General features: G+C 65.1%; 19 protein-coding genes and 1 pseudogene. 5 read left to right on the top strand and 15 right to left on the bottom strand.

Features of this window, described 5'->3' with window-relative positions; genetic code table 11:
* Positions 1-7: 7 nt before the first annotated feature.
* On the bottom strand, positions 8-940 hold the full coding sequence (locus E1809_RS17525) for a glycoside hydrolase family 16 protein (protein ID WP_235835664.1): 933 nt from the start codon (positions 938-940) through the stop codon (positions 8-10).
* Positions 941-1,167: 227 nt separating this feature from the next.
* Here E1809_RS17525 and E1809_RS17520 point away from each other — a divergent pair, with 227 nt between their 5' ends.
* The 3 genes from E1809_RS17520 to E1809_RS17510 all read left to right on the top strand — a co-directional run bounded on the left by E1809_RS17520 (position 1,168) and on the right by E1809_RS17510 (position 5,551).
* The gene (locus E1809_RS17520) at positions 1,168-2,316 is read left to right on the top strand and encodes an alkaline phosphatase family protein (RefSeq protein ID WP_133205522.1); all 1,149 of its coding nucleotides are present in this window, start codon (positions 1,168-1,170) and stop codon (positions 2,314-2,316) included.
* Between the two features lie 223 nt (positions 2,317-2,539).
* Complete coding sequence (locus E1809_RS27110) at positions 2,540-4,399, top strand: hypothetical protein (RefSeq protein WP_205754234.1); 1,860 nt, start codon at positions 2,540-2,542, stop codon at positions 4,397-4,399.
* A gap of 279 nt (positions 4,400-4,678) precedes the next feature.
* The gene (locus E1809_RS17510; protein WP_133205521.1) at positions 4,679-5,551 is read left to right on the top strand and encodes a DUF998 domain-containing protein; all 873 of its coding nucleotides are present in this window, start codon (positions 4,679-4,681) and stop codon (positions 5,549-5,551) included.
* A gap of 164 nt (positions 5,552-5,715) precedes the next feature.
* Here E1809_RS17510 and E1809_RS17505 read toward each other — a convergent pair whose 3' ends face one another.
* Together E1809_RS17505 and E1809_RS17500 are read right to left on the bottom strand one after the other, a co-directional pair.
* The gene (locus tag E1809_RS17505) at positions 5,716-7,182 is read right to left on the bottom strand and encodes an amino acid permease (RefSeq protein ID WP_133205520.1); all 1,467 of its coding nucleotides are present in this window, start codon (positions 7,180-7,182) and stop codon (positions 5,716-5,718) included.
* 183 nt (positions 7,183-7,365) lie between these two features.
* Positions 7,366-7,806 (bottom strand): Lrp/AsnC family transcriptional regulator, encoded by a 441-nt coding sequence (locus E1809_RS17500; protein ID WP_133205519.1) that lies wholly within the window; start codon positions 7,804-7,806, stop codon positions 7,366-7,368.
* A gap of 71 nt (positions 7,807-7,877) precedes the next feature.
* On the opposite strand from E1809_RS17500, the gene E1809_RS17495 reads away from it, so the two are divergent.
* Both E1809_RS17495 and E1809_RS17490 read left to right on the top strand, forming a co-directional pair.
* Positions 7,878-8,618: an AzlC family ABC transporter permease gene (locus E1809_RS17495; RefSeq protein WP_133205518.1), complete on the top strand. Its 741-nt coding sequence runs from the start codon at positions 7,878-7,880 to the stop codon at positions 8,616-8,618.
* Positions 8,611-8,937 carry a branched-chain amino acid transporter permease gene (locus tag E1809_RS17490; RefSeq protein WP_133205517.1) on the top strand — a complete coding sequence of 109 codons (327 nt, stop codon included), beginning with the start codon at positions 8,611-8,613 and terminating at the stop codon, positions 8,935-8,937. The genes E1809_RS17495 and E1809_RS17490 overlap by 8 nt, the downstream gene beginning before the upstream one ends.
* 325 nt (positions 8,938-9,262) lie before the next feature.
* Here the strand turns inward: E1809_RS17490 and E1809_RS17485 are convergent, their stop codons facing one another.
* From E1809_RS17485 to E1809_RS17425, 12 genes and pseudogenes are all read right to left on the bottom strand, one after another.
* Positions 9,263-9,547 (bottom strand): DUF427 domain-containing protein, encoded by a 285-nt coding sequence (locus E1809_RS17485; RefSeq protein ID WP_133205516.1) that lies wholly within the window; start codon positions 9,545-9,547, stop codon positions 9,263-9,265.
* 105 nt (positions 9,548-9,652) lie between these two features.
* Positions 9,653-9,859, bottom strand: a pseudogene (locus E1809_RS17480) (hypothetical protein); the annotation flags it as partial.
* A gap of 699 nt (positions 9,860-10,558) precedes the next feature.
* A complete protein-coding gene (locus tag E1809_RS17470; protein WP_133205515.1) occupies positions 10,559-12,400 on the bottom strand; it encodes a 2-oxo-4-hydroxy-4-carboxy-5-ureidoimidazoline decarboxylase in 1,842 nt (613 codons plus the stop codon).
* A gap of 138 nt (positions 12,401-12,538) precedes the next feature.
* Positions 12,539-13,273 (bottom strand): ATP-binding cassette domain-containing protein, encoded by a 735-nt coding sequence (locus E1809_RS17465; protein WP_205754233.1) that lies wholly within the window; start codon positions 13,271-13,273, stop codon positions 12,539-12,541.
* A gap of 68 nt (positions 13,274-13,341) precedes the next feature.
* A complete protein-coding gene (locus tag E1809_RS17460; RefSeq protein WP_133205514.1) occupies positions 13,342-14,454 on the bottom strand; it encodes a ring-opening amidohydrolase in 1,113 nt (370 codons plus the stop codon).
* Positions 14,451-15,767 carry a hypothetical protein gene (locus tag E1809_RS17455; protein WP_205754232.1) on the bottom strand — a complete coding sequence of 439 codons (1,317 nt, stop codon included), beginning with the start codon at positions 15,765-15,767 and terminating at the stop codon, positions 14,451-14,453. The genes E1809_RS17460 and E1809_RS17455 overlap by 4 nt, the downstream gene beginning before the upstream one ends.
* Positions 15,768-15,850: 83 nt before the next feature.
* A complete protein-coding gene (locus tag E1809_RS17450) occupies positions 15,851-16,981 on the bottom strand; it encodes a sugar phosphate isomerase/epimerase family protein (protein ID WP_215279592.1) in 1,131 nt (376 codons plus the stop codon).
* The gene (locus E1809_RS17445; RefSeq protein ID WP_133205513.1) at positions 16,981-17,805 is read right to left on the bottom strand and encodes an ABC transporter ATP-binding protein; all 825 of its coding nucleotides are present in this window, start codon (positions 17,803-17,805) and stop codon (positions 16,981-16,983) included. The genes E1809_RS17450 and E1809_RS17445 overlap by 1 nt, the downstream gene beginning before the upstream one ends.
* A complete protein-coding gene (locus tag E1809_RS17440) occupies positions 17,802-18,842 on the bottom strand; it encodes an ABC transporter ATP-binding protein (RefSeq protein WP_133205512.1) in 1,041 nt (346 codons plus the stop codon). Before E1809_RS17440 ends, E1809_RS17445 begins: the two co-directional genes overlap by 4 nt.
* A 22-nt stretch (positions 18,843-18,864) precedes the next feature.
* Positions 18,865-19,737 (bottom strand): ABC transporter permease, encoded by an 873-nt coding sequence (locus E1809_RS17435; RefSeq protein WP_133205511.1) that lies wholly within the window; start codon positions 19,735-19,737, stop codon positions 18,865-18,867.
* A 9-nt stretch (positions 19,738-19,746) separates the two neighbouring features.
* Positions 19,747-20,787, bottom strand: a complete 1,041-nt coding sequence (locus E1809_RS17430) for an ABC transporter permease (RefSeq protein ID WP_133205510.1) — start codon at positions 20,785-20,787, stop codon at positions 19,747-19,749.
* A 5-nt stretch (positions 20,788-20,792) separates the two neighbouring features.
* Entirely contained in the window at positions 20,793-22,370 is a 1,578-nt protein-coding gene (locus E1809_RS17425) for an ABC transporter substrate-binding protein (protein WP_133205509.1), read from the bottom strand.
* Positions 22,371-22,435: the final 65 nt, after the last annotated feature.

Below are 22,435 nucleotides of genomic sequence, written 5' to 3'. Positions count from 1 at the left end.
GATGCGTTTACTCCTTGGCCCAGATCGCCACCCAATCCACCTGCAGATGCCCGGCCGTTGCGGGTGCCGGGCAGCCTGTCAGGCACGATTCGGTCTGGAGGATGTAATGCATCCTTCCGGCGGGAATGCCGACTGTGCTGACGCCGATCGACACACCGTCGAGGAAGAACTCCACCTTGCCCGGGCTCCACTCGGTTGTCGCGATGTGCCAGGAAGTGAACCGTGCCCCCGATTGGATATTGTGGGAAATGTCCTGGTTCGACCCCGCCTGATGGACGGCTCCGTAGAAGGTCTTGGACAGATCACCTTCGGGGTAGTCAATCTCCCCGTCGCGCGGCCACACGCCGCTGTCGGGCCACAGCAGCCACGCCGTCTTGAACCCGGGCAACGATTCGGACCTGAACCGGACAGAATACCGCCCGTACAACAAGCTGTCATAGGGCCGGCCATTGCCGGGAAGAAGCTTCGGAGCAGGAGCCGCCCCCATCGAGACCCCGTTTTCGCTGTGCAGGTACATATCGAGGACACCGTCTTTGACGCTGAGCACCTTCGACGGATAGTACCCGGATCTGCCGCCGTTCTGCTGGCCGGCCGTGTCCGGGGTCCCGTCAACATAGTTGACGCTCCACTTCGCGCTGTACAGTGGACCGGGGAAACTCCCCACCGGGACGTTCCCTTCAGTGAAATCCTCGCTGAACACCTGCCGCCATCCGGGCAAGTCCCCCACCGGCATCCGTGGGTCCGGCTGTGCCTTCATTGACGGCGTGGCGCCCGGCGTATGTCCGGCCGCTCCGCTTGCCCCGGACGGCCCCGGCGCGGCCGGTCCGCCGAGACTGCATCCGCTCAGGATCAGGGCCAACGCCGCGACAAGCACGATCGCCGTGCGCGCCTGGCGGGAAGTCCCCGCGCCCTTGCCCCTGCGCTGTCCGTCCTTGTGCATGGCACCCAGTGTGGTGGCAGATCCACCCCGGAACAAGGCCCGGTCCGCTCTCCCGCCGGGTCGCCCCGCCGCCCGGCAGGACAGCAGCCCCCGCATTCACAGCCTGGCCCGCGGATTCACAGGGAACCCGAAGCCGGGTACCGTGGCCCGGCCGATCATCGTATGCGACAGTGTGCCAAAGGACCGAAAGGGAACAAGATCTGATGGAACTCAGGATGAGATCCGGCATGAGGTCCCCGGGCGCCCGCCGGCTGCGGGCTGCACCGGTGCTCTTGACCGTCCTGATCGCCCTCACCACGGCCTGCCAGGGCCCAGCCGGGCCGGGCGCGCCGGTCTCCAAACCCGCCGCCACCACATCCGCCTCCCCCGGGCTGCCAACAACGTCGCCGGGTGACACCGGCACTACAGCCGCGGCCGGCAAGATCGGGCACGTCTTCGTGATCAATCTGGAAAACGAAAGCTACGCCAAGACCTGGGGACCGGATTCGGCCGCCCCCTACCTCTCCGGAACCCTGCGCAACCAAGGCGTCCTGCTCACCCGGTACTACGGGATCGCCCACCACTCCAACCCCAACTACCTGGCGCAGATCTCCGGCCAGGGATCCAACCCGATGACGCGCAATGACTGTACGACGTACGCCCCGTTCACCCAGACAGGAACCGCTGCCCCCGGACAGGTCCTCGGAACGGGTTGCCTGTACCCCTCCTCCGTCCCGACCGTCGCCGGACAACTCAGCGCTGCGGGAAAAACCTGGAAAGCCTACATGGAGGACATGGGCACCCCCTGCCGGCACCCCGAACCAGGAGCCCGGGACGATGCGCAGAACGCCAAAATCAACGATCAGTACGCGACCCGCCACAACCCGTTCGTTTATTTCAGCAGCATCACTTCCTCCCCGGACTGCCAAAACAACGTCGTGGACTACAGCAATCTCGCCACGGACCTGCAAAACATCGCGACGACCCCGAACCTGGCCTACATCAGTCCCAACCTCTGCCACGACGGCCACGACAGCCCCTGCGTCGACGGAGAACCGGGCGGGCTGGTCAGTGCCGACGCCTGGCTGAAGGAACAGGTTCCGGCCATCCTCGACTCCCCGGCGTACCGGCAGGACGGCACGCTCATCATCACCTTCGACGAAACGGACGGCAACGCAACCGGGCCTTCCGGCCTTCCAGGCGGCACCGCCGGCGGCCTCGTCGGAGCACTGGTGCTCTCCCCCTTCACCAGTCCCGGGACCAGCACGTCAACCATGTACAACCACTACAGCCTGCTCGCGACTATCGAGGACATCTTCTCACTGCCCCGCCTCGGCTACGCCGGAGCAGCGGGCCAACACACCTTCGGCCCGGACGTCTACAACGTCCACCCCTGAAACCGCAGGGCAGCCGGCTCCCAACCGGACCGTGAGCCGGTAACGCAGTTGTAACCGCCGTCATGGTGCCATGGCTTTTCGATGTCATATTCGGGGTCCTGGCCCATAACCCGCGTGCCCGCCGACGGGTTATGGGCCGCCTGGTCGCCGAAGCTGCAATACCCGCAGGTCCGGGCCGGAGCACGATTGAAGTCCTTTCGGCCCCAGACAGGAGGACAGATCAGTGAAACGGCTGCTGAGGTTGGGCTTCATCAATTTGCTCGCCGTGCCCGTCATGGCGCTTGCCTTTGTCTCCGCTCCGGCAATTGCGGCACCCTCGCCGACCGCCTGTTCAGCCGGTACCCCTGCACCTACAAACGCCTACCCCGGGACAACCGTCGTGGCCAACAACTTCGAATCCGGTACCCTGGACGGGTTTACCGTCAACACCGGAACCACCGGGACGGCAACCATCGACAACACACAAGCCCACACAGGAACGTGTTCGGCGCACCTTCATGTGACCACGGACCCCGGGTCCCTAGCCAACCTGGTGACCACGCTCCCGGCAAATTCCAATGATGTCTACGCAGACGCCTGGTTCAACATCACCACAGTAGGCGTCGCCGGAAACGACGTCCCTTATTTCCGGTTCTTCTTCGACACCACCAGGTTCGTGGACATCTACCGTTACAACAGCAACGGCCAACTGTGGCTCAGAGTAACGTCCTCCACGGGCTTCAACTACACCGAACTGGTGCCTGGCTCGATACCGCTGAACGCTTGGCGGCACGTCGGAATGCATGTCATAGCCAACGGGGCTGCCTCCACCATTGAAGTCTGGTTGGACGGCACCTCCGTCTTTTCCAGCAACCAGGTGGTCACCACCGCGACCAGCGTCTCAGCGGTGCAGCTCGGGGCCGAGCATCTGACGCAGATGGGCGACGAGTATATTGACGATCTGGTGATCAAGGTCGGCGGAACGACCAGCACTGCCGCGGCCCCGGGCGCCCTCATCCCGATCGCCCCCACGCGCTTCCTCGATACGCGGAATTCCTCGCCGGTCGCCCCGGACTCCACCGTTTCATTCCAGGTCGCCGGCGTGAACGGCATACCCGCAAACGTCTCCGCCGTGGTTTTCAACCTCACAGTGGCTGAAGCCAAGTCCTTCGGATTCATTACCGCGTACCCCTCGGGCACCGCCCGCCCGAACGCGTCCAACGTCAACTTCGACACCGGGCAAATCGTGCCGAACCTTGTCACCGTCCCGGTCGGGTCCGACGGCAAAGTCACCCTCTACAACCGCTCCGCGGGCGCCACCCAACTGGTCGCCGACGTCTCCGGCTACTACCTGGCAGGAACGGCAAGCACCCCCGGCGCGTTCCAACCCATTGCGCCCACCCGGTTCCTGGACACCAGAACCGCCGCCGCAGTCCCCGCCGACAACAGCGTGTCCTTCCAGGTCGGCGGCGTCAACGGAGTTCCGGCCAACGTCTCCGCCGTCGTCTTCAACCTGACGGTGGCCGAAGCGAACTCCTTCGGATTCATCACCGCATACCCCTCCGGGACGGCCCGCCCGAATGCATCCAATGTGAACTTCAACACCGGGCAAATCGTTCCTAACCTTGTCACCGTCCCTGTCGGTGCCGACGGAAAAGTCACGCTCTACAACCGTTCCGCGGGCGCCACACAATTGCTCGCCGACGTCTCCGGCTACTACTTGAACGGCACTCCGAACACTCCCGGTTCCTTCCAGCCGATGGCTCCGGCCCGGTTCCTGGACACCCGGACCGCCGCAGCAGTCGGGACCGATTCGACCGTGTCCTTCCAGGTCGGCGGGGTGAACGGGATCCCCGCGAAAGTCTCCGCTGTCGTCTTCAATCTGACGGTTGCCAACGCGGCTTCCTTCGGATTTGCCACCGCATACCCCTCCGGAACGGCCACCCCGAACGCATCGAACGTGAACTTCAGCGCGGGGCAAATCGTTCCGAACCTCGTTGTGGTTCCCGTCGGCCCTGACGGAAAAGTCATGCTCTTCAACCGCTCCTCCGGCCCGACCCAATTCATCGCCGACGTGGCCGGCTACTACCTCTCCGGCAACTGATCACCCACTCCGGGGAAAGACATCAAGCCGGGTCCGGATTCATTCCGGGCCCGGACCCATGTCTAAGCACCTGAGCCGGTGCGAAGGCGAAACGCAGCCGGCCGGGCAACCCGCAAGCCTATTTTCGCTGTCATGCCCCCTGAGGTGCGCTGATCGCCGTCGAAATGGCTCCGGTCATTAGCTAAGAACAGTCAGCAAGCGCTGCGAGTAGGTCACTACCAGCATTCCGCGTAGCACCTCCTCTAGTAATCCGATCGGCCTCGGGCCTTAATCGCTGCCATGAGTGGTTTCAAGAGTGCCATCGGTTTGCTCGACGGCTGGTCGGAGGGTGGTGACCCCACAGTCAACGATTCACGCCACATGGTCGGCTCCTGGGCCGCCAAGGCTGCCTCGCTGTTCTTTGTGTTCGAGTGGGCCGTCCACTATGACTGGACCGGCGCTCAGCCCTACAACTACGGCACGAACGTCGTCAGTGACCTGGGGGCGACCGGATGCGCAGTAGCTTCGGCTTCCAACTGCACGCACTCATTCGTTGCCATGGATCTCGCCTTCGTCTCCATCGGCATCGGCTTGTTCGCGACCTCGTGTCTGATCACCTCACCCGTGCTGTGGGTTGGGGGACACTCAGGCGACCTGCGGAATGAATACGAAAAATGGAGGAATCCAGATCCCCACGCGGTTCTTCGGGGTTCAGCAGGACCGACTGGATTTGTGCGAACGATGACAGCCCTGTGCAGGTGGCTTCTTGCACTAACGGGCGTGTCTTTGACTATCATCGGGCTTGTTCCCGAGAACGTAATCCGTCAAGTGCACGACAGCTCCGTTGTCGCGCTCGGGATCGGCATGTGTTTGTGGCTCATCTCCATGAGCGTCTTGTGGTTCAAGCGCACTTACTGGGTGTTCGCGTTTATCCTTCTAGCGATCATCGCGGGCTTCGGCGGCTGGGTCCTGTGGCACGGCACGAATGCGCCTGGCATGTATGAACGCTTCATGATCTATCCGTTCATCGTCGGCATGGCGATCATGGGCATCATGATCACGGTCGGGGCCAGCCGCGAACGGCGGGGCATGGTGGAGCCGCGACACAGAAGACCCTGGCAGTCGGGTCTGCCGGTTCCGCGGATACCCCGCCTGAAGCCGCGCCACTCTTAATCCGCCTTGTAGTCACTCCGCCGCATCAAGCCCGCATTTCGCCAGGTACTTGAGGGACTAAGCAGAGCGCCTTTGTCGAGATCGCCGGAACGCGACCGGGTCGCCGAAAGGTTCGGGCGAGCCGGCACCGTTCCGGCGAGTTCGCGTCCGGGATTCCCACAGGGTTAGCTGAAGAGTTCGCTCTTGGGTTCGTTGTTCTTGACCTTCTGCCAGCCCAGCCACAGGACCAGGGCGAAGAACGGGATGGTCGCGAGAGTCCACAGGCCCAGGAGGAACACCTCGCCGGTGGCCTTGTCCGTCATCGTGTCCATGCCGATCAGCACCGTGATGGCCAGAAGCGCGACCAGCCCGGCCCAGCTGGTCCACGGCGACCCCGGCATCGGCAGGGACGAAACCTTGCCCTTCTTCTTCCGCAAAGCGATCTGGCTCGCGAAGATCGAACCCCACGTGAAGATCACCCCGATCGATGCCGTGTTCAGCGCCAGGTCGAACGCGTGCGAACCGCCCAGCCAGATGTTCAGCAGGATCCCCACCAGATACACCGCCCCGATGGCCAGGATCGCCGCGTACGGCACGTGCCGGGTGGACATCTTCGTCAGCCACTGCGGAGCATGCCCATTATTCGCCATCGTGCGGAAAATCCGCCCGATCGAATACAGCCCCGAATTGCACGAGGACAGCGCAGCGGTGATCACGATCATGTTCATCACATCACCCATCCACGGCAGGCCCATCTGCCCGAACACGGTCACGAACGGCGAGGTGCCCGCGTGGTACTGGTCCGAGGGCAGCAGCATCGCCAGCAGCGTCACCGAACCGACGTAGAACACCACGATGCGGATCACGACGGCGCGGATCGCCTTGGGCACCTCACGTTCCGGGTTCTGCATCTCGCCGGCGGTGATGCCGACCAGTTCGATCGCGTTGTACGCGAAGATCACCGCGTTCAACACCAGGATCATCACCAACCCGCCCTTGGGGAACATCCCCCCGTCCGCGGCGAACAGGTTGGTGGGTGACGCGTGGCCGCCACCGACCTGCGCGTTCGTGACCACCATGAACGTGCCCACCGCCAGGAAGATCAGGATCGCCGCGACCTTCAGGCACGAGGCCCAGAATTCGAACTCGCCGAAGGCCTTGACGCTGAACAGGTTCACGGCCACCAGCAGCACCAGCGCGGCGATCGCGGACGCCTCCACGGGCACGTTCGGGAAGAAGAACTGGAAGTACAGGCCGATCGCGATCAGCTCGGCGATGCCCGTCATGGCCCAGTTGATGAAATACATCCACCCGGACAGGTACGCGCCCTTCCTGCCGAACATTTCCCCCGCGTAGCTGACAAACGAGCCTGAGGTCTGGCGGTACATGATCAGTTCGCCGAGGGCCCGCATCAGCAGGTAGGCGATGACCCCGGCAATGGCATAGGAGAAGATCAGGGCGGGCCCGGTGGAGGCCAGGCGCCCGCCGGCACCCATGAACAAGCCGACGCCGATCGCGCCGCCCATCGCGATCATGGTCACATGACGACGACTCAGGGTCTTCTTGTAGCCCTCGGCGCTGAGGGTGGAACTACCAACGGCAGTGGATGACGTCGTCGGATTGTGGAGGTCTGTGGAAGTACTTTGCGTCACAGCTGTTCCTTGCAGGTTGGGGAAGATCCACCAACTTTAGCGAGGGCAAAGCGACACGCGATTGCCAATCCACCCTCAGAAGAGCCCATCGGCGCAATGAATTTACGCAGCCTGAACCAAAGCTGCAACGTCGTTGCCGTCATTCTGCGAGGCTGGGTTTGCCCCGGTTCGGACACCGCGCAGCTATTGCGGCGACTTGACCGACTTCATAGTGAACCTCGAATGCACCTTGAGGATTCCAGGGAGGGCCATCACGCTTTCGCTGAGGAAGGCTTCGTAGGCTTGCAGGTCGCTGACGGCGACCCGGACAAAGTAGTCCGGCGAACCGAACATCCGGCGGATCTCGGTCACTTCGTCGAATCCGGCCATGGAGGCTTCGAAAGCGTAGACCGTCTCGCGATCGAATGCTTTCAGGTCGACGTCGAGGATCACTTCGAAGCCCCGTCCGAGCGCCGCGGTGTCAACCACTGCGCGATAGCCGAGTATGGTCCCGGACTCTTCGAGCCGCTGCACTCTGCGCAGGCAGGGGCCTGGAGTCAGGTTCACCTTGTCGGCCAAGTCCACATTGGAAATGCGTCCATTCAACGTGAGTTCGCGGATTATTGCACGGTCAATTCGATCCATACGCATATGTTGCTCCATAACCGACGGGTCAAGCAATATTGGCAATCGCGTGGCAACCGTATTCCAGGACCATGGAAGACGTGAACCACACCGCCATTGTCTCTGCGCCCCCCACTCACCCAATCAAGGCAGGTATCAAGGACTCGTTCGCCGCCGGCTTGGGCATGTTTCCCCTCGGTATCGCGTTCGGCCTCCTGGTTGTCCAATCCGGCCTGCCGTGGTGGGTTGCCCCTGCCCTGTCGATCTCGGGATTTGCCGGCTCACTTGAGCTGTTATTGATCGGCATGATGACAGCAATGACTCCGCTGGCCACAGTGGCCCTGACCACCTTGCTGGTGAACTTCCGGCATGTGTTCTATAGCTTCACGTTTCCGCTGCATGTCGTGAAGTCGCCATTGGCGAAGACATATTCAATGTATGCCCTCATCGACGAAGCGTACGCCGTCACGGCTGCTTCGAAAGGGAACTGGAACAGCCAGCGCCTGATCAGCATGCAAGTGGCTTTCCAGGCTTACTGGGTGGGCGGTGGCCTGACCGGCCTCGCGGTCGCCGCGGTGCTTCCCATACGCATCGAAGGTCTTGAGTTCGCGCTGTGCGCGTTGTTCGTGACGTTGACGCTTGACGCCGTGAAGTCGCGCAAGGAGCTTCCGTCGCTTGTGTTGGGGGCTGCTTCATACACCGCAGCGGTGCTGTTCATGCCGAACGCGGCACTTTTCGCAGGGCTAGTGATGTTTGTTTTCCTGCTCGTGGCGCGGCACTTCTTCTTTGGCCGTAAGACTGCATCCACCCCGACAGGAGAAGACCATGCCTGACACTTGGTACATCGTCGCGGTGCTGGCCATCGTCTTCAGCATCACCTTCGCCCTCAGGGCGGTTCCCTTCGCGGCCCTGGGACCTCTTCGACGGTCGGCACTGGTCAAGCAGCTTTCCCACTGGATGCCGGCCGGGATACTGGTGATCCTCGCTTGCTCCACTGTGAAGGGGGAAGTCCTGGGCAGTCCCGAGCACCTGCTGCCCGCGGTTGTCGCCGTCGGGGTTACCGTCACCGCCCATCTGCTCGGTGGCCGCCGCACGCTTCTCAGCGTCGGACTAGGAACGTTCAGCTACGTACTCCTGGTGAACCTGCACTAAAACACGCAGAAAGTCCCGCGCGTGACCAAGCAACCTGAGAATTCTCCGCCCGGTCATCCACGACGCAACCGTGGCTGTAAAGGTGCAGGGAACTCGAGGCGGTAATGGAGTCCCGGGGAACCGCCGAAAACATGCCGAGTACGGCGCAGTCCGGCACCGGTACGGCCCAGTCCGGCACCGGTACGGCCCAGTCCGACACGGCCCTGTCCGACGGCCCTGTCCGACGGCCGGGGGGTGCACATTGTGCACACCCCTCTTTTGGATTGCGTCAGCAGGCCGGATCCGTCAGACATGCCAGCCGTACAAAGCACTCACTGCGCGGGTGTTACTCCTCGATGATGACCCCGCGCCAGAAGGCTACGCGGTCCTTGATGGAAAGCGCGCGTTTCTTGGGGTCGGGGTAGTACCACGCGGCGTCGGCATTCCGCCGGCCGTTGACTTGTAGGCTGAAGTAACTTGCTTGGCCCTTCCACGGGCAGATCGAGTATATGTCGCTGTCCGTCAGATACCGGTCGTCAACGGCACCGCGGGGAAAGTAGTGATTGCCCTCGACCAGGATGGTGTCATCCGATTCGGCAATGACTTCTCCGTTCCAGATAGCTTTGACCATGATCTGCGGTTCCTTTCGTTGCGCCCGATCCGAGTCCGGGCCGCTAGTTGCGGGAGTTCTGGTAATGTCGTTTCCCCGGTTCATCCGAGGTGCAAGGGTACGGCCCTAAGCATTGGCCGTCGCGTAGGAATCCGCTTCAAGGTCCTTGTGCTCGAATGGCCAACCGATGACTTTCTTGGGCCGCGGCGTGCCGTAGGTCCGAACTTTGGAGGTGGACAATCCCAGCCGGACCGGCGATTCTGCAATGCTAACCGCGGCCGCCACCCCGTCCACCACTGGTACGCCGGCGCGCTGGCGGATCTCCCGGCCCAACAGACTCCACAACCGGAAAAACTCCTCGGAAATTACGCTCAGCAATAACCAGATGAAGAGTAATACGGTCCGCGGATTTGTCACTCAGCAGCGAATCGCAGAGAGCTTGAAAACGTGACCGGAAGGCGTCATCTTGAAGGAGAGTTCCGAACCCTGCAGTAAGCGCCGGTGCCACTAGCCGGAGCGACTGCCAAAGGGTGACCGCAACGCTATCGAAGACAGGAATCCCCAACTCTGGCTCCAGAATCGGGGCCACTGACGCGCCGTGAAGGTTCGTGCAGAGGATTGTCACTGCTTGCGCGTTCGATGCCGCTGCCCGGACTCCTGCGGCAACGGCATCTCCAGGGATGCGAGCAAACGCCTTGTTGTCCTCGATTCACATGTGGGATTCGGAGACTATTTCCACCCCTTGTACCGCGAACTCCGCCGCGATCCTCACGTTCACGTCCGCGGTGTAGGGGGTGGCAAGGCCGCGGTGACCTCAGGCACGCCGCCCAGCAGCCGGTAAGTGACCGGCTCCAGGCAGGTATTTGATGACGGAACTAGCATTCCAAGGCGCACACCGTCATTTCCGTGAGCCATACCGTTCCTTCCTTGCCCTTCTTCCTAGGACGGCAAATCCAATGGGCCGTGGCAAACGAATCAAACTTCCAGTCATGGTGACCGAACGTGTCTCCAAGGAGTTCGCCGTTGGAAGCATCAGAGGCTCATCTGGACGCTGGGGGCCAATTGCTGCATCAGCTTGGCGATGCGCATCCGGCAGATCAGCTCCAGCTGCTGCCGGGACCTGCCCAGTTCTTGTCCGGGCTCGGCCCGCAGCCGTTCCTTCATGGCCTCGAGGACCTCGGAGCTGGTCCGCCCGGTGGCCGCTATGACGAAGGTGTAGCCGAAACGTTCCTTGAATTTCAGACCCGTCTCCACGAGTTGGGCCTTCACGTCACTCGCAGAGGCGTGGATTGCGGCCTCCTCCTGGCGGGACCAGTTGGCTGCCCGGGACTCGCCGCCACGGTCCACCGCGATGGGCGGAAACTCGTTGAGCACGTCCGGGAGGACCCCATCGGGGATGGCCCGTGTGGCCACCCCTGACTGGTCCTCGGCCTCCTCCACCGAGCGGAACGGCCGGGCGGAGACCACCATCGCGCCCCACTCCGGCAGGGGGCAGCAGCTGGCGACCGCCGTCAGGGCCTCGGTTTCCGGCAGGGCGTTGAAGACCTCCAGGCCACCGTACACCGTGGTCTCCGTGCTCATCGCCGGCTCACCCGACGTGAGAGAGTCCACCGTCTCCTGGCACAGGGCCGCTGCCTGCTCCGGGGTCAGCCAGCGGGGGTACTCCTCGATGGCGTCAATGGCGTCGTTGAGGGCTTTGTAGACTGCCTCGACCTCCGCACCGCTGAGCTCCAAGCCCAGGTTGGCGGCGAGCTGGCGTACCATGGCGCGGGTGCTGAGGCGATCCCAGACCCAGCGGATGTCGGCGCCCACCACGTCCGCGTGGAGGCATCCGGAGATCGGCGGGAAGGTCCGGACACCGTCCCGCAGGGAACTAAGCACATCGGCGGTGGTGCTCTTAAGGTACGCGTAGCCTCCCGTGACCGGCTTGAGGGCCGGGTTCGGTATGCCGGTCTCCTGACAGACGAGGTCGGAAAGCGCTTGCAGACCGGACAGCTTGATGCCGGTGTCCACGCCGTAAAGGACCTCCAGGCTGGTGGCCACTTCCTCCAGCGGCGGGAAGCCGCAGCGGTAGGAGACTCCGTTGACGGAAACGTCAGGGCCGGCACCCGCGGCAGCCGCGGCGATGGCACCTGCCGTTCCGAGTCCGAAGTCGTCGTGCACGTGCATGGTCAGCGGAACCTCGGTGGCGAGCCGCGAACGGAAGCGCCGGATGAATACGCGCATGGCCTCGGGGCTGAGGCTGCTGGTGGAGTCCATGAGATCGATCCTCTTGGCGCCGAGCGCCACGGCCTCGTTGGCCACGCGCATCATGCTATCGAAGCCCCGACGTCCCGCTTGGGCCAGGGTGACGGTCCACTCCAGGCCGCAAGAGGTGGCGTACTCCACAACCTCGGCCAGCTGGCGCAGCTGCCGGGCCTCGCTTTCCGGGGACGAGGCCTCCACGATCCCCGGCGCGATCACCTTCGCGCCAATGGACAGCAGGAGGTCCACCGTGGAGCGGGGGTCGATGCGCGGAGGTCCGTCGCCGTTGCCCAGCAGGGTGTCCGCGTAGACGTTGCAGGTGAAGGCGAAGCCCCCGGCCAGGACTTCCCGGACCATCTCCAGTTCCCGAGGGTTCGGGGTATCGTCGCCCCACCAATCCAAGTTGAGGCTCTCATCCTTGATGCCTATGTCCTCAAGGGCCTGGGCGATCCGGAGGAAGCCGTCGATAGTGGTCTCGGCGCCGGCGGTGTAGTTCGTCTTGCGCAGCGTGCTGTCGATCAGGCCCAACGTGTTGGGGAAGTCGAAGTCGCGGGTGACCTCGTCATCGAAGTTGACGGGGCTTACCCAGTGGCTGCCCTCCAGCCGGTATTCGCGGTTGGGATTGATCATGTTTTTGTCCTTTGCTGAAATCAGTGGCGAGCGGTGGCAGTCTGCGCCAGGGGTGTGTGAAGTGGGAAACCGGCGGAGCCGATGATGGACCGGGCCATGCGGGCGCCGGTCTTGATGCATTCCACGGCCTAGGCGTATTCATACGGCTGGGTGAGGTAGCTGCGCCAGCCGGCCACTGTGCCGAGGTCGTGGGTGATCAGGAGCACGGCCAGACCCCGTTCCTTTGACATCTTGTCCATCAGGGTGAGGGACCTGCTCCTGGACGCGGACGTCCAAGGCTGTAGTGGGCCCATCCGCGATGATCAGGGACGGGTTCGAGATGAGCGCCATTGCCAGGACGACCCTCTGCCGCATGCCGCCGGAGAACTCGTGCGGGTACGCCTTCATGCGGGCCGCCGCGTTCACCACGACGAGTTCCTCCAGCACGGCCTTGGCCCGGCGCTCGGCCTCCGCGCGCTTCACTCCCGCGATCCGCAGCGGCTCCATCACCTGCTCGCCGATCGTCATGAGCGGATTGAGCGCGCCCATCGGGTCCAGGAAGACCATGCCGATCTTGTGCCCGCGGACAGAAACCATGTCCTTCTCGCTGAGCTTCAGTAGGTTCTGGCCTTGGAAGTCGATGCTGCCGGAGAGACGGAAGTCAGGATCCACACGCATGATGGCACGGGCTGTGACAGATTTCCCTGAACCCGATTCACCTACCAGGGCCACTCGGTCGCCCGGGGCCATGTCCAGGCTGAAACGGTCCACGAGGCGCACGGAAAGCTCCTTCGAGCCCGCCTCGATAGTAAGGTCCGGTACAGACAGCAGAGTGCCAGGAGCAGGACGGCGTTCGCCGGCCTGCTGTACTGGGGTGTTGGTCATTGTTTTCATGTTCCGGTCCTCACCGTTTGCGGAGTGCGGGATTGAAGCCACGATGGTTGGCAGAAGAGGGCGGCCCCTCAGCTCACGTCGAGGACGACGGCGATCGTGCCGCCGCCGGGCGGGCCCTGCTGGACACCGGCCGCGGAGATCCAGATCATGTTGTCCTGGAGCATGGCGGAGAACGCGCTCGCGACGACGGTCTTCAGGTTCTTGATGTAGGTCGGATCCTCGGTCACCAGGCGCCGACCGCGGATGCGTCCGCCCACCGGCTCCTGGTACTTGACGTATGTGGTGATGATCCGCGACTGCACCTCGGGCGGCAGCGGCCCGTCGCCGACCGGGATGCCCGCGTCGCGCACGGCGCGGGTGACGGCGCTGATGTCGAGCAGATCCTCGATGACCGCGCGTCCGACGCGCAGCCGGCCGCCGGCGCCCCGGCTGTTGCCGAGCGCCAGCAGGTGGGTCTGCGGACCCGCCCCTCCCGCGCCCTCCCAGATGTTCGACGACACAGCCACCTTGTCGCTCCACAGGTCGGGATCCGTGCCGACGCGGGAGGGATCCGGGATCGGCTCGCCGTCGACCGCCGCTTTCACCGCCTGGGCGATGCTGCCGCTCGAGAACCGGAAGACCTCCTTCGCACCGAGGTCGGGGATCGGCGCGCCCGCCGCGCGCGCGGCGGCGATGTCCTCGAGCGGCGGGTAGTACGACTTGCCGATCACGAACTCGATGTCGCCCGGTGCCATCCCCGCATCGGAGGCGGCGGCCCGGACGGCATCCGCATTCGCCTGCACGTGCGCGGTCGACCCGAACCACTCCGGAAGGATCGGCGCGGATGAGGCGCCGCCGACCGCGAGCCGGGGAAGGCCGTCCGCCGCGGGCTCCGCGGGGGTGCGTGTGTACACGACCAGGTGCGGCGTCATGATCGTGCCGACACCCGCGCTGAACGCCATCGGGATCGCCTCAACATCTGCCGCCGACCGGCTGCCGTGGTCGAGCAGGAACCGGCGCACGGCGTGATCGGCATCCACCCGGCTCGAGCCGTAAGTGTCGCCGAATCCGCCGGTCTTCCCGGTGACCGCCACGATGTCGTCGGGATTCAGCCTCCCGTCCTCCACGAGCGCGCCCAGCTCGGAAACGTCCCGCAGGCCGCCCATGGCGACGCGGAATGCGTCGACGGCCGGCGAACTCATACGGCGCTCGGTTCGCCGACCCGGACCGACGCCCGCAGCACGGCTTCCGCCTGCTCGGGGGAAAGCCAGCGCGGGTACTCCGTGATCTCGTCGATCGCCGCATTGAGGGCCCGGTATCCGGCCTCCACCTCGTCGTCGTCGAGCTCGAGACCGATGTTGACAGCCAGCTGACGCACCATGGACCGCGTGCTGAGGCGGTCCCACACCCAGCGGATGTCCGCACCGACCACGTCGGCGTGCACGCATCCGGAGATCGGCGGGAACGTTCGCAGTCCGTCACGCAGAGCGCTGAGGGCGTCGGCCGCCGTGCTCTTCAGGAAGGCGTACCCGCCGGTGACGGGCTTAAGCGGCGGATTCGGGATGCCGGTCTCCTCGTACACGAGGTCGGAAAGGGCCTGCAGGCGCTCCAGCTCGATGCCGGTGTCGACGCCGTACAGCACCTCGAGGCTCGTGGCGACCTCCTCCAGCGGCGGGAAGCCGCACCGGTACGAGACACCGTTGACCGACACGTCTGGACCGGCACCGGCTGCGGCCGCGGCGATCGCGGCGGCCGTCCCGAGCCCGAAGTCGTCGTGCACGTGCATCGTGATCGGTACCGCGGTGGCGAGCCCTGCGCGGAAGCGGCGGATGAACACCCGCATGGCCTCGGGGCTGAGGCTGCTGGTGGAATCCATGAGGTCGATCCGCTTCGCGCCGAGCGCGACGGCCTCGTTGGCCACCCGCAGCATGGAGTCGAAGCCGCGTCGCCCGGCCTGGGCGAGGGTGACGGTCCACTCCAGTCCGTTGGAGGCGGCGTATTCGGTGACCTCCGCGAGCTGACGCAGCTGGAGGGACTCGGCCTCCGACGACGGCGCCTCAACGATCCCGGGAGCGATGACCTTCGCGCCCAGCGACAGCAGGAGGTCGACGGTGGAACGCGGGTCGATGCGCGGCGTGCCAGCGCCGTTGCCGAGGAGCGTGTCGGCGTACACGTTGCAGGTGAACCCGAAACCGCCGGCGAGGATCTCGCGGACCAGCGCCAGCTCGCGGGCGTTCGGCTCGTCGTCGCCCCACCAGTCGAGGTTCAGGCTCTCGTCGCGGATGCCGATGTCCTCGAGCGCCTGCGCGATGCGCAGGTAGCCGTCCGTGGTGGTCGTGTTGCCGGCGGTGTAGTTGATCTTGCGCAGCGTGCTGTCGATCAGGCCCAGCGGGCGCGGGAAATCGAAGTCGCGGGTGACCTCGTCATCGAAGTTGACCGGGCTGACCCAGTGGCTCCCCTCGACCCGGTATTCACGGTTGGGGTTGATCATGTCTCGTCCTTCGTCAATCGTCATTCGTTCTTCGTGCTCATCCGGCACCGGTCCGGTGCGCACCGCTGGGATGCGCACCAGACTGGTGCTCGCGTGTTCCTGCCCGCTCAGAATGCGCCCACGGACTCCTCGACCGGGGTGTGCAGCGGGTAGCCAGCGTCGGCGATGATGGTCCGGGCCATGCGGGCGCCGCCCCGGATGGCCCGGACCGCTTCGTCGTACTCGTAGGGCTCCGTCAGATACCGGCGCCAGTCCGCAACCTCGCCCGACGCGATCCGCTCCTCGTAGGTGTGGACCATGTCCAGGTACGCGGCTAGCTCTTCGACTCCCAGGTCGGGGTGCCCGGCAAGGAACTCGGGATCGAACGCTTCGATCACGCGCGGACGCGCCGCCGGCGCCTTGTCCAGGTAGGACTGCGGCGGCTCGATCGTCACGTTCATGGTCGGGTTGGCGGCCACGATGATCGGCAGCACGCCCGCGAAGTCGACCACGCCCTCGCCGTACGGCCGCAGCTGGTGGGCGAGTCCGCCGTCGTCGTGCGCCACATAGGCGTCCTTCAGGTGCGTCTGGCGGACGTATGGCGCCACGCGCCGCGCCGAGAACACGGGGTGCTCCATCCGCTGGAGGACATTGGACGTGTCGAACACGATGCCCGTGGCATCCGGCCCGACCGCCTCCACGAGGCGCACCAGCTCGAAGCTGGTGATCTCCTCGTGGGTCTCCAGGTTCATGTGGATGCCGAGATCCCGGGCGATGGGAGCGAGGCGCTTCAGGAACTTCTCCGTCGCGGCCAGCTGATCCGCCCAGTCCACGTCGGTGCGGAACCGGTCGTACGCGAGACGGCCGAAGTACGTCCCCTTGAAGTTGGCCGTCGCGACCCATAGCTCCCGGCACTCGATGGCGGCACAGGCCTCCATCATCCGCCGGAAGCCGTGCAGGATGTCGCCGTCGCCGATGGCCCGGAGCTCCGGTGCCTCCGGATTCGCGTACGGGTTCACCTTGCCGAGGCCGGTCTCGAGGTAGAGGTCCAGCTCGTCCGCGCGCTGACGCAGCGCGTGCAGCTCCCCGACATCCAGCGTCGGACTCATGTCCAGCACCGTGCGGAAGAACAGCCCGTCCATACCCAGCTCGTGAGCGTGATCGATGGTGGCGAGCGGTCCGCGCTTCGCCGATTCCGGGATCTTCTTGCCGTCGACGCCGACGCGGATGCGGTGGGCCGATGCCTTGGTGTCGATCATCACGCCACCTTCTCCTCTGCGAGTCGTTCCTGCGCCCGTTGCCGTGCGACGGTCGGGTTCGGGTTGGGCACGGCCCGCAGCAGAGCCTGGGTGTAGGGATGCGTCGGATTGGCCAGCACCGTCTCCGACGGTCCCTCCTCCACGATCTGACCGGACTGGATGACCGCGACGCGCGAGCAGATCTGGCGCACCACCGCGAGGTCGTGCGCGATGAACAGCACCGTGAAGCCCAGCTCCTCCTGCATGTCCTGCAGCAGGTTGAGCACCTGCGCCTGCACCGAAACGTCCAGCGCGGACACCGGCTCGTCGCAGATCAGGAGCTTCGGCCCGATCGCGAGCGCACGCGCGATGGCGATGCGCTGGCGCTGACCGCCCGAGAACGACCGCGGGTGGCGATCGAGGTCGCGGTCGCTGAGGCCCACCATGGTGAGCAGGTCGGCGACGCGGGCGCGACGCCGGGACCGGTCGGTCTCCAGCTTGTGCACCAAGAGGCCCTCGCCCACCAGCTTCTCCACGGTCATGCGCGGATTCAGGCTGGATGTCGGGTCCTGGAACACGAACTGCACCTCGCGCCGCACGCGCCGCAGCTCGTCGCCCTTGGCCTCCGGGATGTTGATTCCGTCGTAGGTGATCGTCCCACTCGTGGGCTTCTCCAAGCCCATGATGCTCTTGATGATCGTGGTCTTGCCGGATCCCGACTCGCCCACGAGGCCCGTGATCGTCCCTTCCTCGACCGTCAGGTTGATGTCGCGGAGTGCCTTGACGGGCTCGCGGCCGAACGCGTGGAAGGTCTTGCACACATCGCGCAGTTCCAACAGGCTCATGCTCCCTGCTCCTCTCCTGCTTCGGCTTCGGCTTCGGCTTCGGCTTCGGGGTAGTGATGGCAGGCCACGACCCCGCCGCCGGGCGCGGGCCGCAGCTCCGGCACCTCCTGCCGGCAGAGGTCGAAGGCCTTGGGGCAGCGCGGGTTGAACGCGCACCCCGCGGGCCGGGCCGCCGGGTGCGGCGGCGCACCGGCGATGGTGAGCAGCCGCGGGACGGTCTGATCGATGCGCGGCACCGCCTGCAGCAGGCCCTGGGTGTAGGGGTGCGCGGGGTGCTCGAACAGGTTGTCCACTGTCGCCTCGTCCACCTTGCGACCGGAGTACATGACCGCCACGCGGTCAGTGAAGCCGGCCACGGTGCCGAGGTCGTGGGTGATCAGGAGAACGGCCAGGCCGCGCTCCTTGGACACCTTGTCCATCAGCGTCAGCACCTGCTCCTGGACGCGGACGTCCAGGGCGGTGGTGGGCTCGTCCGCGATGATGAGAGACGGGTTCGAGATGAGCGCCATCGCTAGGACGACCCTCTGCCGCATCCCGCCGGAGAACTCGTGCGGGTATGCCTTCATGCGGGCCGCCGCGTTCACCACGCCGAGCTCGTCCAGGACGTCCTTCGCCCGGCGTTCCGCCTCGGAACGGGACACGCCCGCGATCCGCAGCGGCTCCATCACCTGCTCGCCGATCGTGATGAGCGGGTTGAGCGCGCCCATCGGGTCCTGGAAGACCATGCCGATCTTGTGCCCGCGGACGCGGACCATCTGCCGGTCGCTGAGCTTCAGGAGATCCTGCCCCTGGAAGCGAACGCTGCCGGACAGCCGGAAGTCCGGGTCGAGTCGCATGATCGAGCGGGCCGTGACCGACTTGCCGGATCCGGACTCGCCCACCAGTGCCACCCGGTCGCCCGGGAACATGTCGAGGCTGAAATCCTGGACGAGCCGGATGGGGTCGGGCTTGGTACCCGCATCGATGGTGAGGTTGCGCACCGAGAGCAGCGCGTCGACCTCCGGACGGGTGTCGGTCTGCTCCGGGAGAGCAGTCATGATTGTGTTCATTGTTCGGGACTCACCTTCTGCGGAGCGCGGGGTTGAATCGGACCTGGAGGATGTCGCCCAGGAGGCCGAAGGCGAGGGCGGTCAGGGCGATCGCGAAACCGGGGGCGAGTGCCGCCCACGGAGCCGTGGCGATCACGTTCTTCGCGCCGGTCACCATGGCGCCCCATTCGGCGCTCGGCGGCTGCGCGCCGACTCCGACGAACGACAGACCACCGAGGATCAGGATCGTGTTGCCGATGTCGCCGGCCCACTTGACCACGAGCACGTCGAGGGAGTTCGGCAGCACGTGGTGGAGCATCAGTCGGGTCCGCGAAACGCCCAGGACCCGGGCGTTCTCGATGAACGGCTGGCTCATCGTCTCCTTCATGACGCCGCGCAGCAGGCGGGCCGTGACGGGCCATCCGGTGAGGATCATGGCGATGACGGCCGAGCTGAGGCTCGGGCCGAGCGCCGCGGCGACACCGAGGGCGAAGATGATCGGCGGGAACGCCAGGGCGGCGTCCACGATCCGCATGACGATCTCGTCGGCCCTCTTGCCGCCCAGGGTGGCGATGGTCGCCACCAGGATGCCGAGGACCGAGAAGCCCGTGACGATCAGCACCGAGGACAGCAGCGAGGACTGCGCCCCGGCGATGATGCGCCAGAAGACGTCGCGACCCTGCCCGTCGGTGCCGAGCCAGTGCGCCGCGCTCGGCGCCTGCAGCGAATCCAGGATGTTGGACCGGTAGACCGCGTCGAAGGGCGCGATCAGCGGACCGACGATCGCGAGGATCACCAGGAGCGCGACCATGATGGGAACGATGACCTGGACTCCGGAGACACCGGTGATCGCCCGGACGGTTCTGCGCCGCAGGGGCGCGATCTTTGTGAGAGTGTTGCTCATTTCAAGCTCCTAGCCCAGCTGCCCTGCCCGCAGACGCGGGTCGCGGATCAGCTGGAGGACATCGACGACGTAGTTGGACACGACCACCAGGACACCAATCACCAGCACCCCGCCGAGGACGGCGAAGGTGTCTTTCTGGGCGACCGCGTTGGTGAGGTAGGAGCCGACTCCCACCAGACCGAACACGCCCTCGACCAAGACCGCGGCGCCCGTCATGGCGCCGAACTGAATGCCGACGAGGGTGATCCCCGGACCGATGGAGTTCGGCAGCACGTGCCGCCAGACCAGCTGGCGCTGGGGCACACCCTTCGCGCGCGCCACCGTGAGGTGCTCACGGGACAGGACCTGGATGAGCTCGGCGCGCAGGATGCGGTACAGCTGGGCGCCGAACGGGAGGGCCAGGACGATGGCAGGGACGATCAGATGCTGCAGACCGTCCCAGGCCGCCAGGGGGTTGCCCGCCAGGAGCGAGTCCACCACCACCGCCCCGGTCTGGGTCGGGATGTTGAACTGGCGCGAAAGGCGACCCGAGATCGGGACGATCCCGATCTGAGTGCCCAGCAGGTACTGCAGAAGCAGAGCCAGCCAGAAGGTCGGCATGGCGGCGCTGAGGATCACGAACAGCTTGATCGCGACGTCTGTCGCGCCGTCACGGCGCAGCGCCGACAGCGTGGCCAGCGGCGTCACTACCGAGATGATGATGATGATCGCCAGGACCACCAGCTCGATGGTCTGCGGCATCACCTGCTCGATCCCCTGCAGGACCGACTGATGGGTCGTGATCGACGTGCCCAGGTCCCCGTGCAGCAGGCGCCCGAAGAACTGGAGGAGCTGCACGAAGAAGGGCTGATCCAGGCCCAGGCTCTTGCGGACGGCCTCGACCTGCGCGGGGGTGGCGTTCTCGCCGGCCGCCACGCGGGCCTCGTCGCCCGGGATGAGCTTGACCATCAGGAAGACGAACATGCTCAAGCCGATCAGGGTGATGACCGACGACACGGCCTTCCGTACGAGGAAGACGGCTGTCTGACGTGCGGGACTGTTGTTGGCCATGTGACTCACCCCAGACGGAGGGTCTGGAACGAGATCGGCGTCGCGGACCAGGAGGCCGTGATGCCCTTGAGGTCACTGCGGTATCCGACCGGGAACGCCACCTGGTACATGTAGGCGGCCGCCGAGTCGGACTCGACCTGGGTCTCGACTTGCTTGTATTGGGTGCAGCGCTGGGCGAGGTCCGTAGTGACCCGAGCCTGGTCCAGGAGCGCATCGACCTTCGCGTTCTTGTACGCGCCCTTGTTGGTGCTGCCGATGTTGGCCGAGTTATACAGCTTGTCCAGGCCCGCGCCGGGGTCCGAGGTCATGATGTAGTCGTTCAGCAGCATCAGCGACGGGATCGTCGACGGGCTCGACAGCGTCTTCAGGTAGTCCGGGAACGCGATCGGCACGAGGTTGATGTTCACGCCCAGGTCCTTCAGGTTGGACTGGAACAGCGTCGCCAGCTGGGTCTGCGTGTCGTCGACGGACTGGTAGCGCAGGTCCAGCGACGTCGAGCCGAGGCCGGCGAGCAGCTGCTTGGCCTTGGCCTTGTCCTGCACCGACGGCGTCGGGGCCGGGAGGCAGGTGAAGGCGGGCGAGAGGATGCCGTTGGAGATTGTACCCTCGCCGGCGAGGATCCGGCTGTAGCCGCCGGCGTAGTCGAACGCCAGCTTGAGACCCTCGCGGATCTTCGGGTCGGCGGTGGGACCGGTCGAGTTGTTGAAGAACAGCTCCGTCTGGCCCGGGGTCTTCACGAAGTTGACGGCGAGGCCGGAGGTGCCCTTCAGGCTCTCCGCATCGCTCGCGGTCAGGCCGAGGGCGACGTCGATGTTGCCGGCCTTCAGCTCGTCGTGCTCGGTCGCGCTCTCATCGATGCGGCGGAAGACCAGCTGCTTCGGACGCGTGGCGTCGAAGTTCCAGTATTTGTCGAAGCGCGTCGCCGTCGTGCCGTCGGGCGAGGAGGTGCTGGAGCCCTCGTACGGGCCGGTGCCGGCCTCGTGCGACTGCAGCCAGCCCTGGCTGTCGTCGGTGCCCGCGTGCGCGGACACGGCGGCGGCCTCCATGATGTAGACGTCGGCCAGGCCGCTGATGAAGAACGCGTTCGGTGCGCTGAGGTTCACCACGACGTGCGAGTCGTCCACGATGGTCGTCGACTTGTAGCCGGCGAGCTGCGACGCGATGCCCTGACCGAGACGAACGTAGCGGTCGAGGCTGAACTTGACGTCCTTGGCCGTGAACGGGGTGCCGTCGTGGAACACGACATTCTCGCGTAGCGTGAACTCGATCGACTTCGCGTCGGGCGAGACCCTGTTGGCGGTCGCGAGCATCCCGACCATCTTGTTGTCGTTGGCGGCGTCGAACTGCACGAGCGGCTCGTAGACGATGTTGTCGACCATGTTGGTCTGGGCGTAGTCGGCGTGCAGCGGATCCATGGTATTGAACTCGTGCTTGAAGCCGACGACGACCGACGAGGACCCGGAGGTCGCGCTGCCGTCGGAGGCCCTGCCGGCGGTACAGCCGCTCAGGGACGCGACAACGAGAGGGATCGCGAGGATTGCAGCACCGAGGGCGAACCCGCGGTGAGGATGCTGAAAGGACATGGAGTACTCCTGTGAATGAGAATCGGTGATTTCTCAGGGCGCGGGCAGCGCCCTGTCCGGTTCAG

The sequence above is a fragment of the Arthrobacter terricola genome, from assembly GCF_004354015.1.
Taxonomy (GTDB): Bacteria; Actinomycetota; Actinomycetes; order Actinomycetales; family Micrococcaceae; genus Arthrobacter; species Arthrobacter terricola.
The sequence above is the reverse complement of the archived record's forward strand: the minus strand, read 5'-3'. Positions and strand labels throughout refer to the sequence as shown.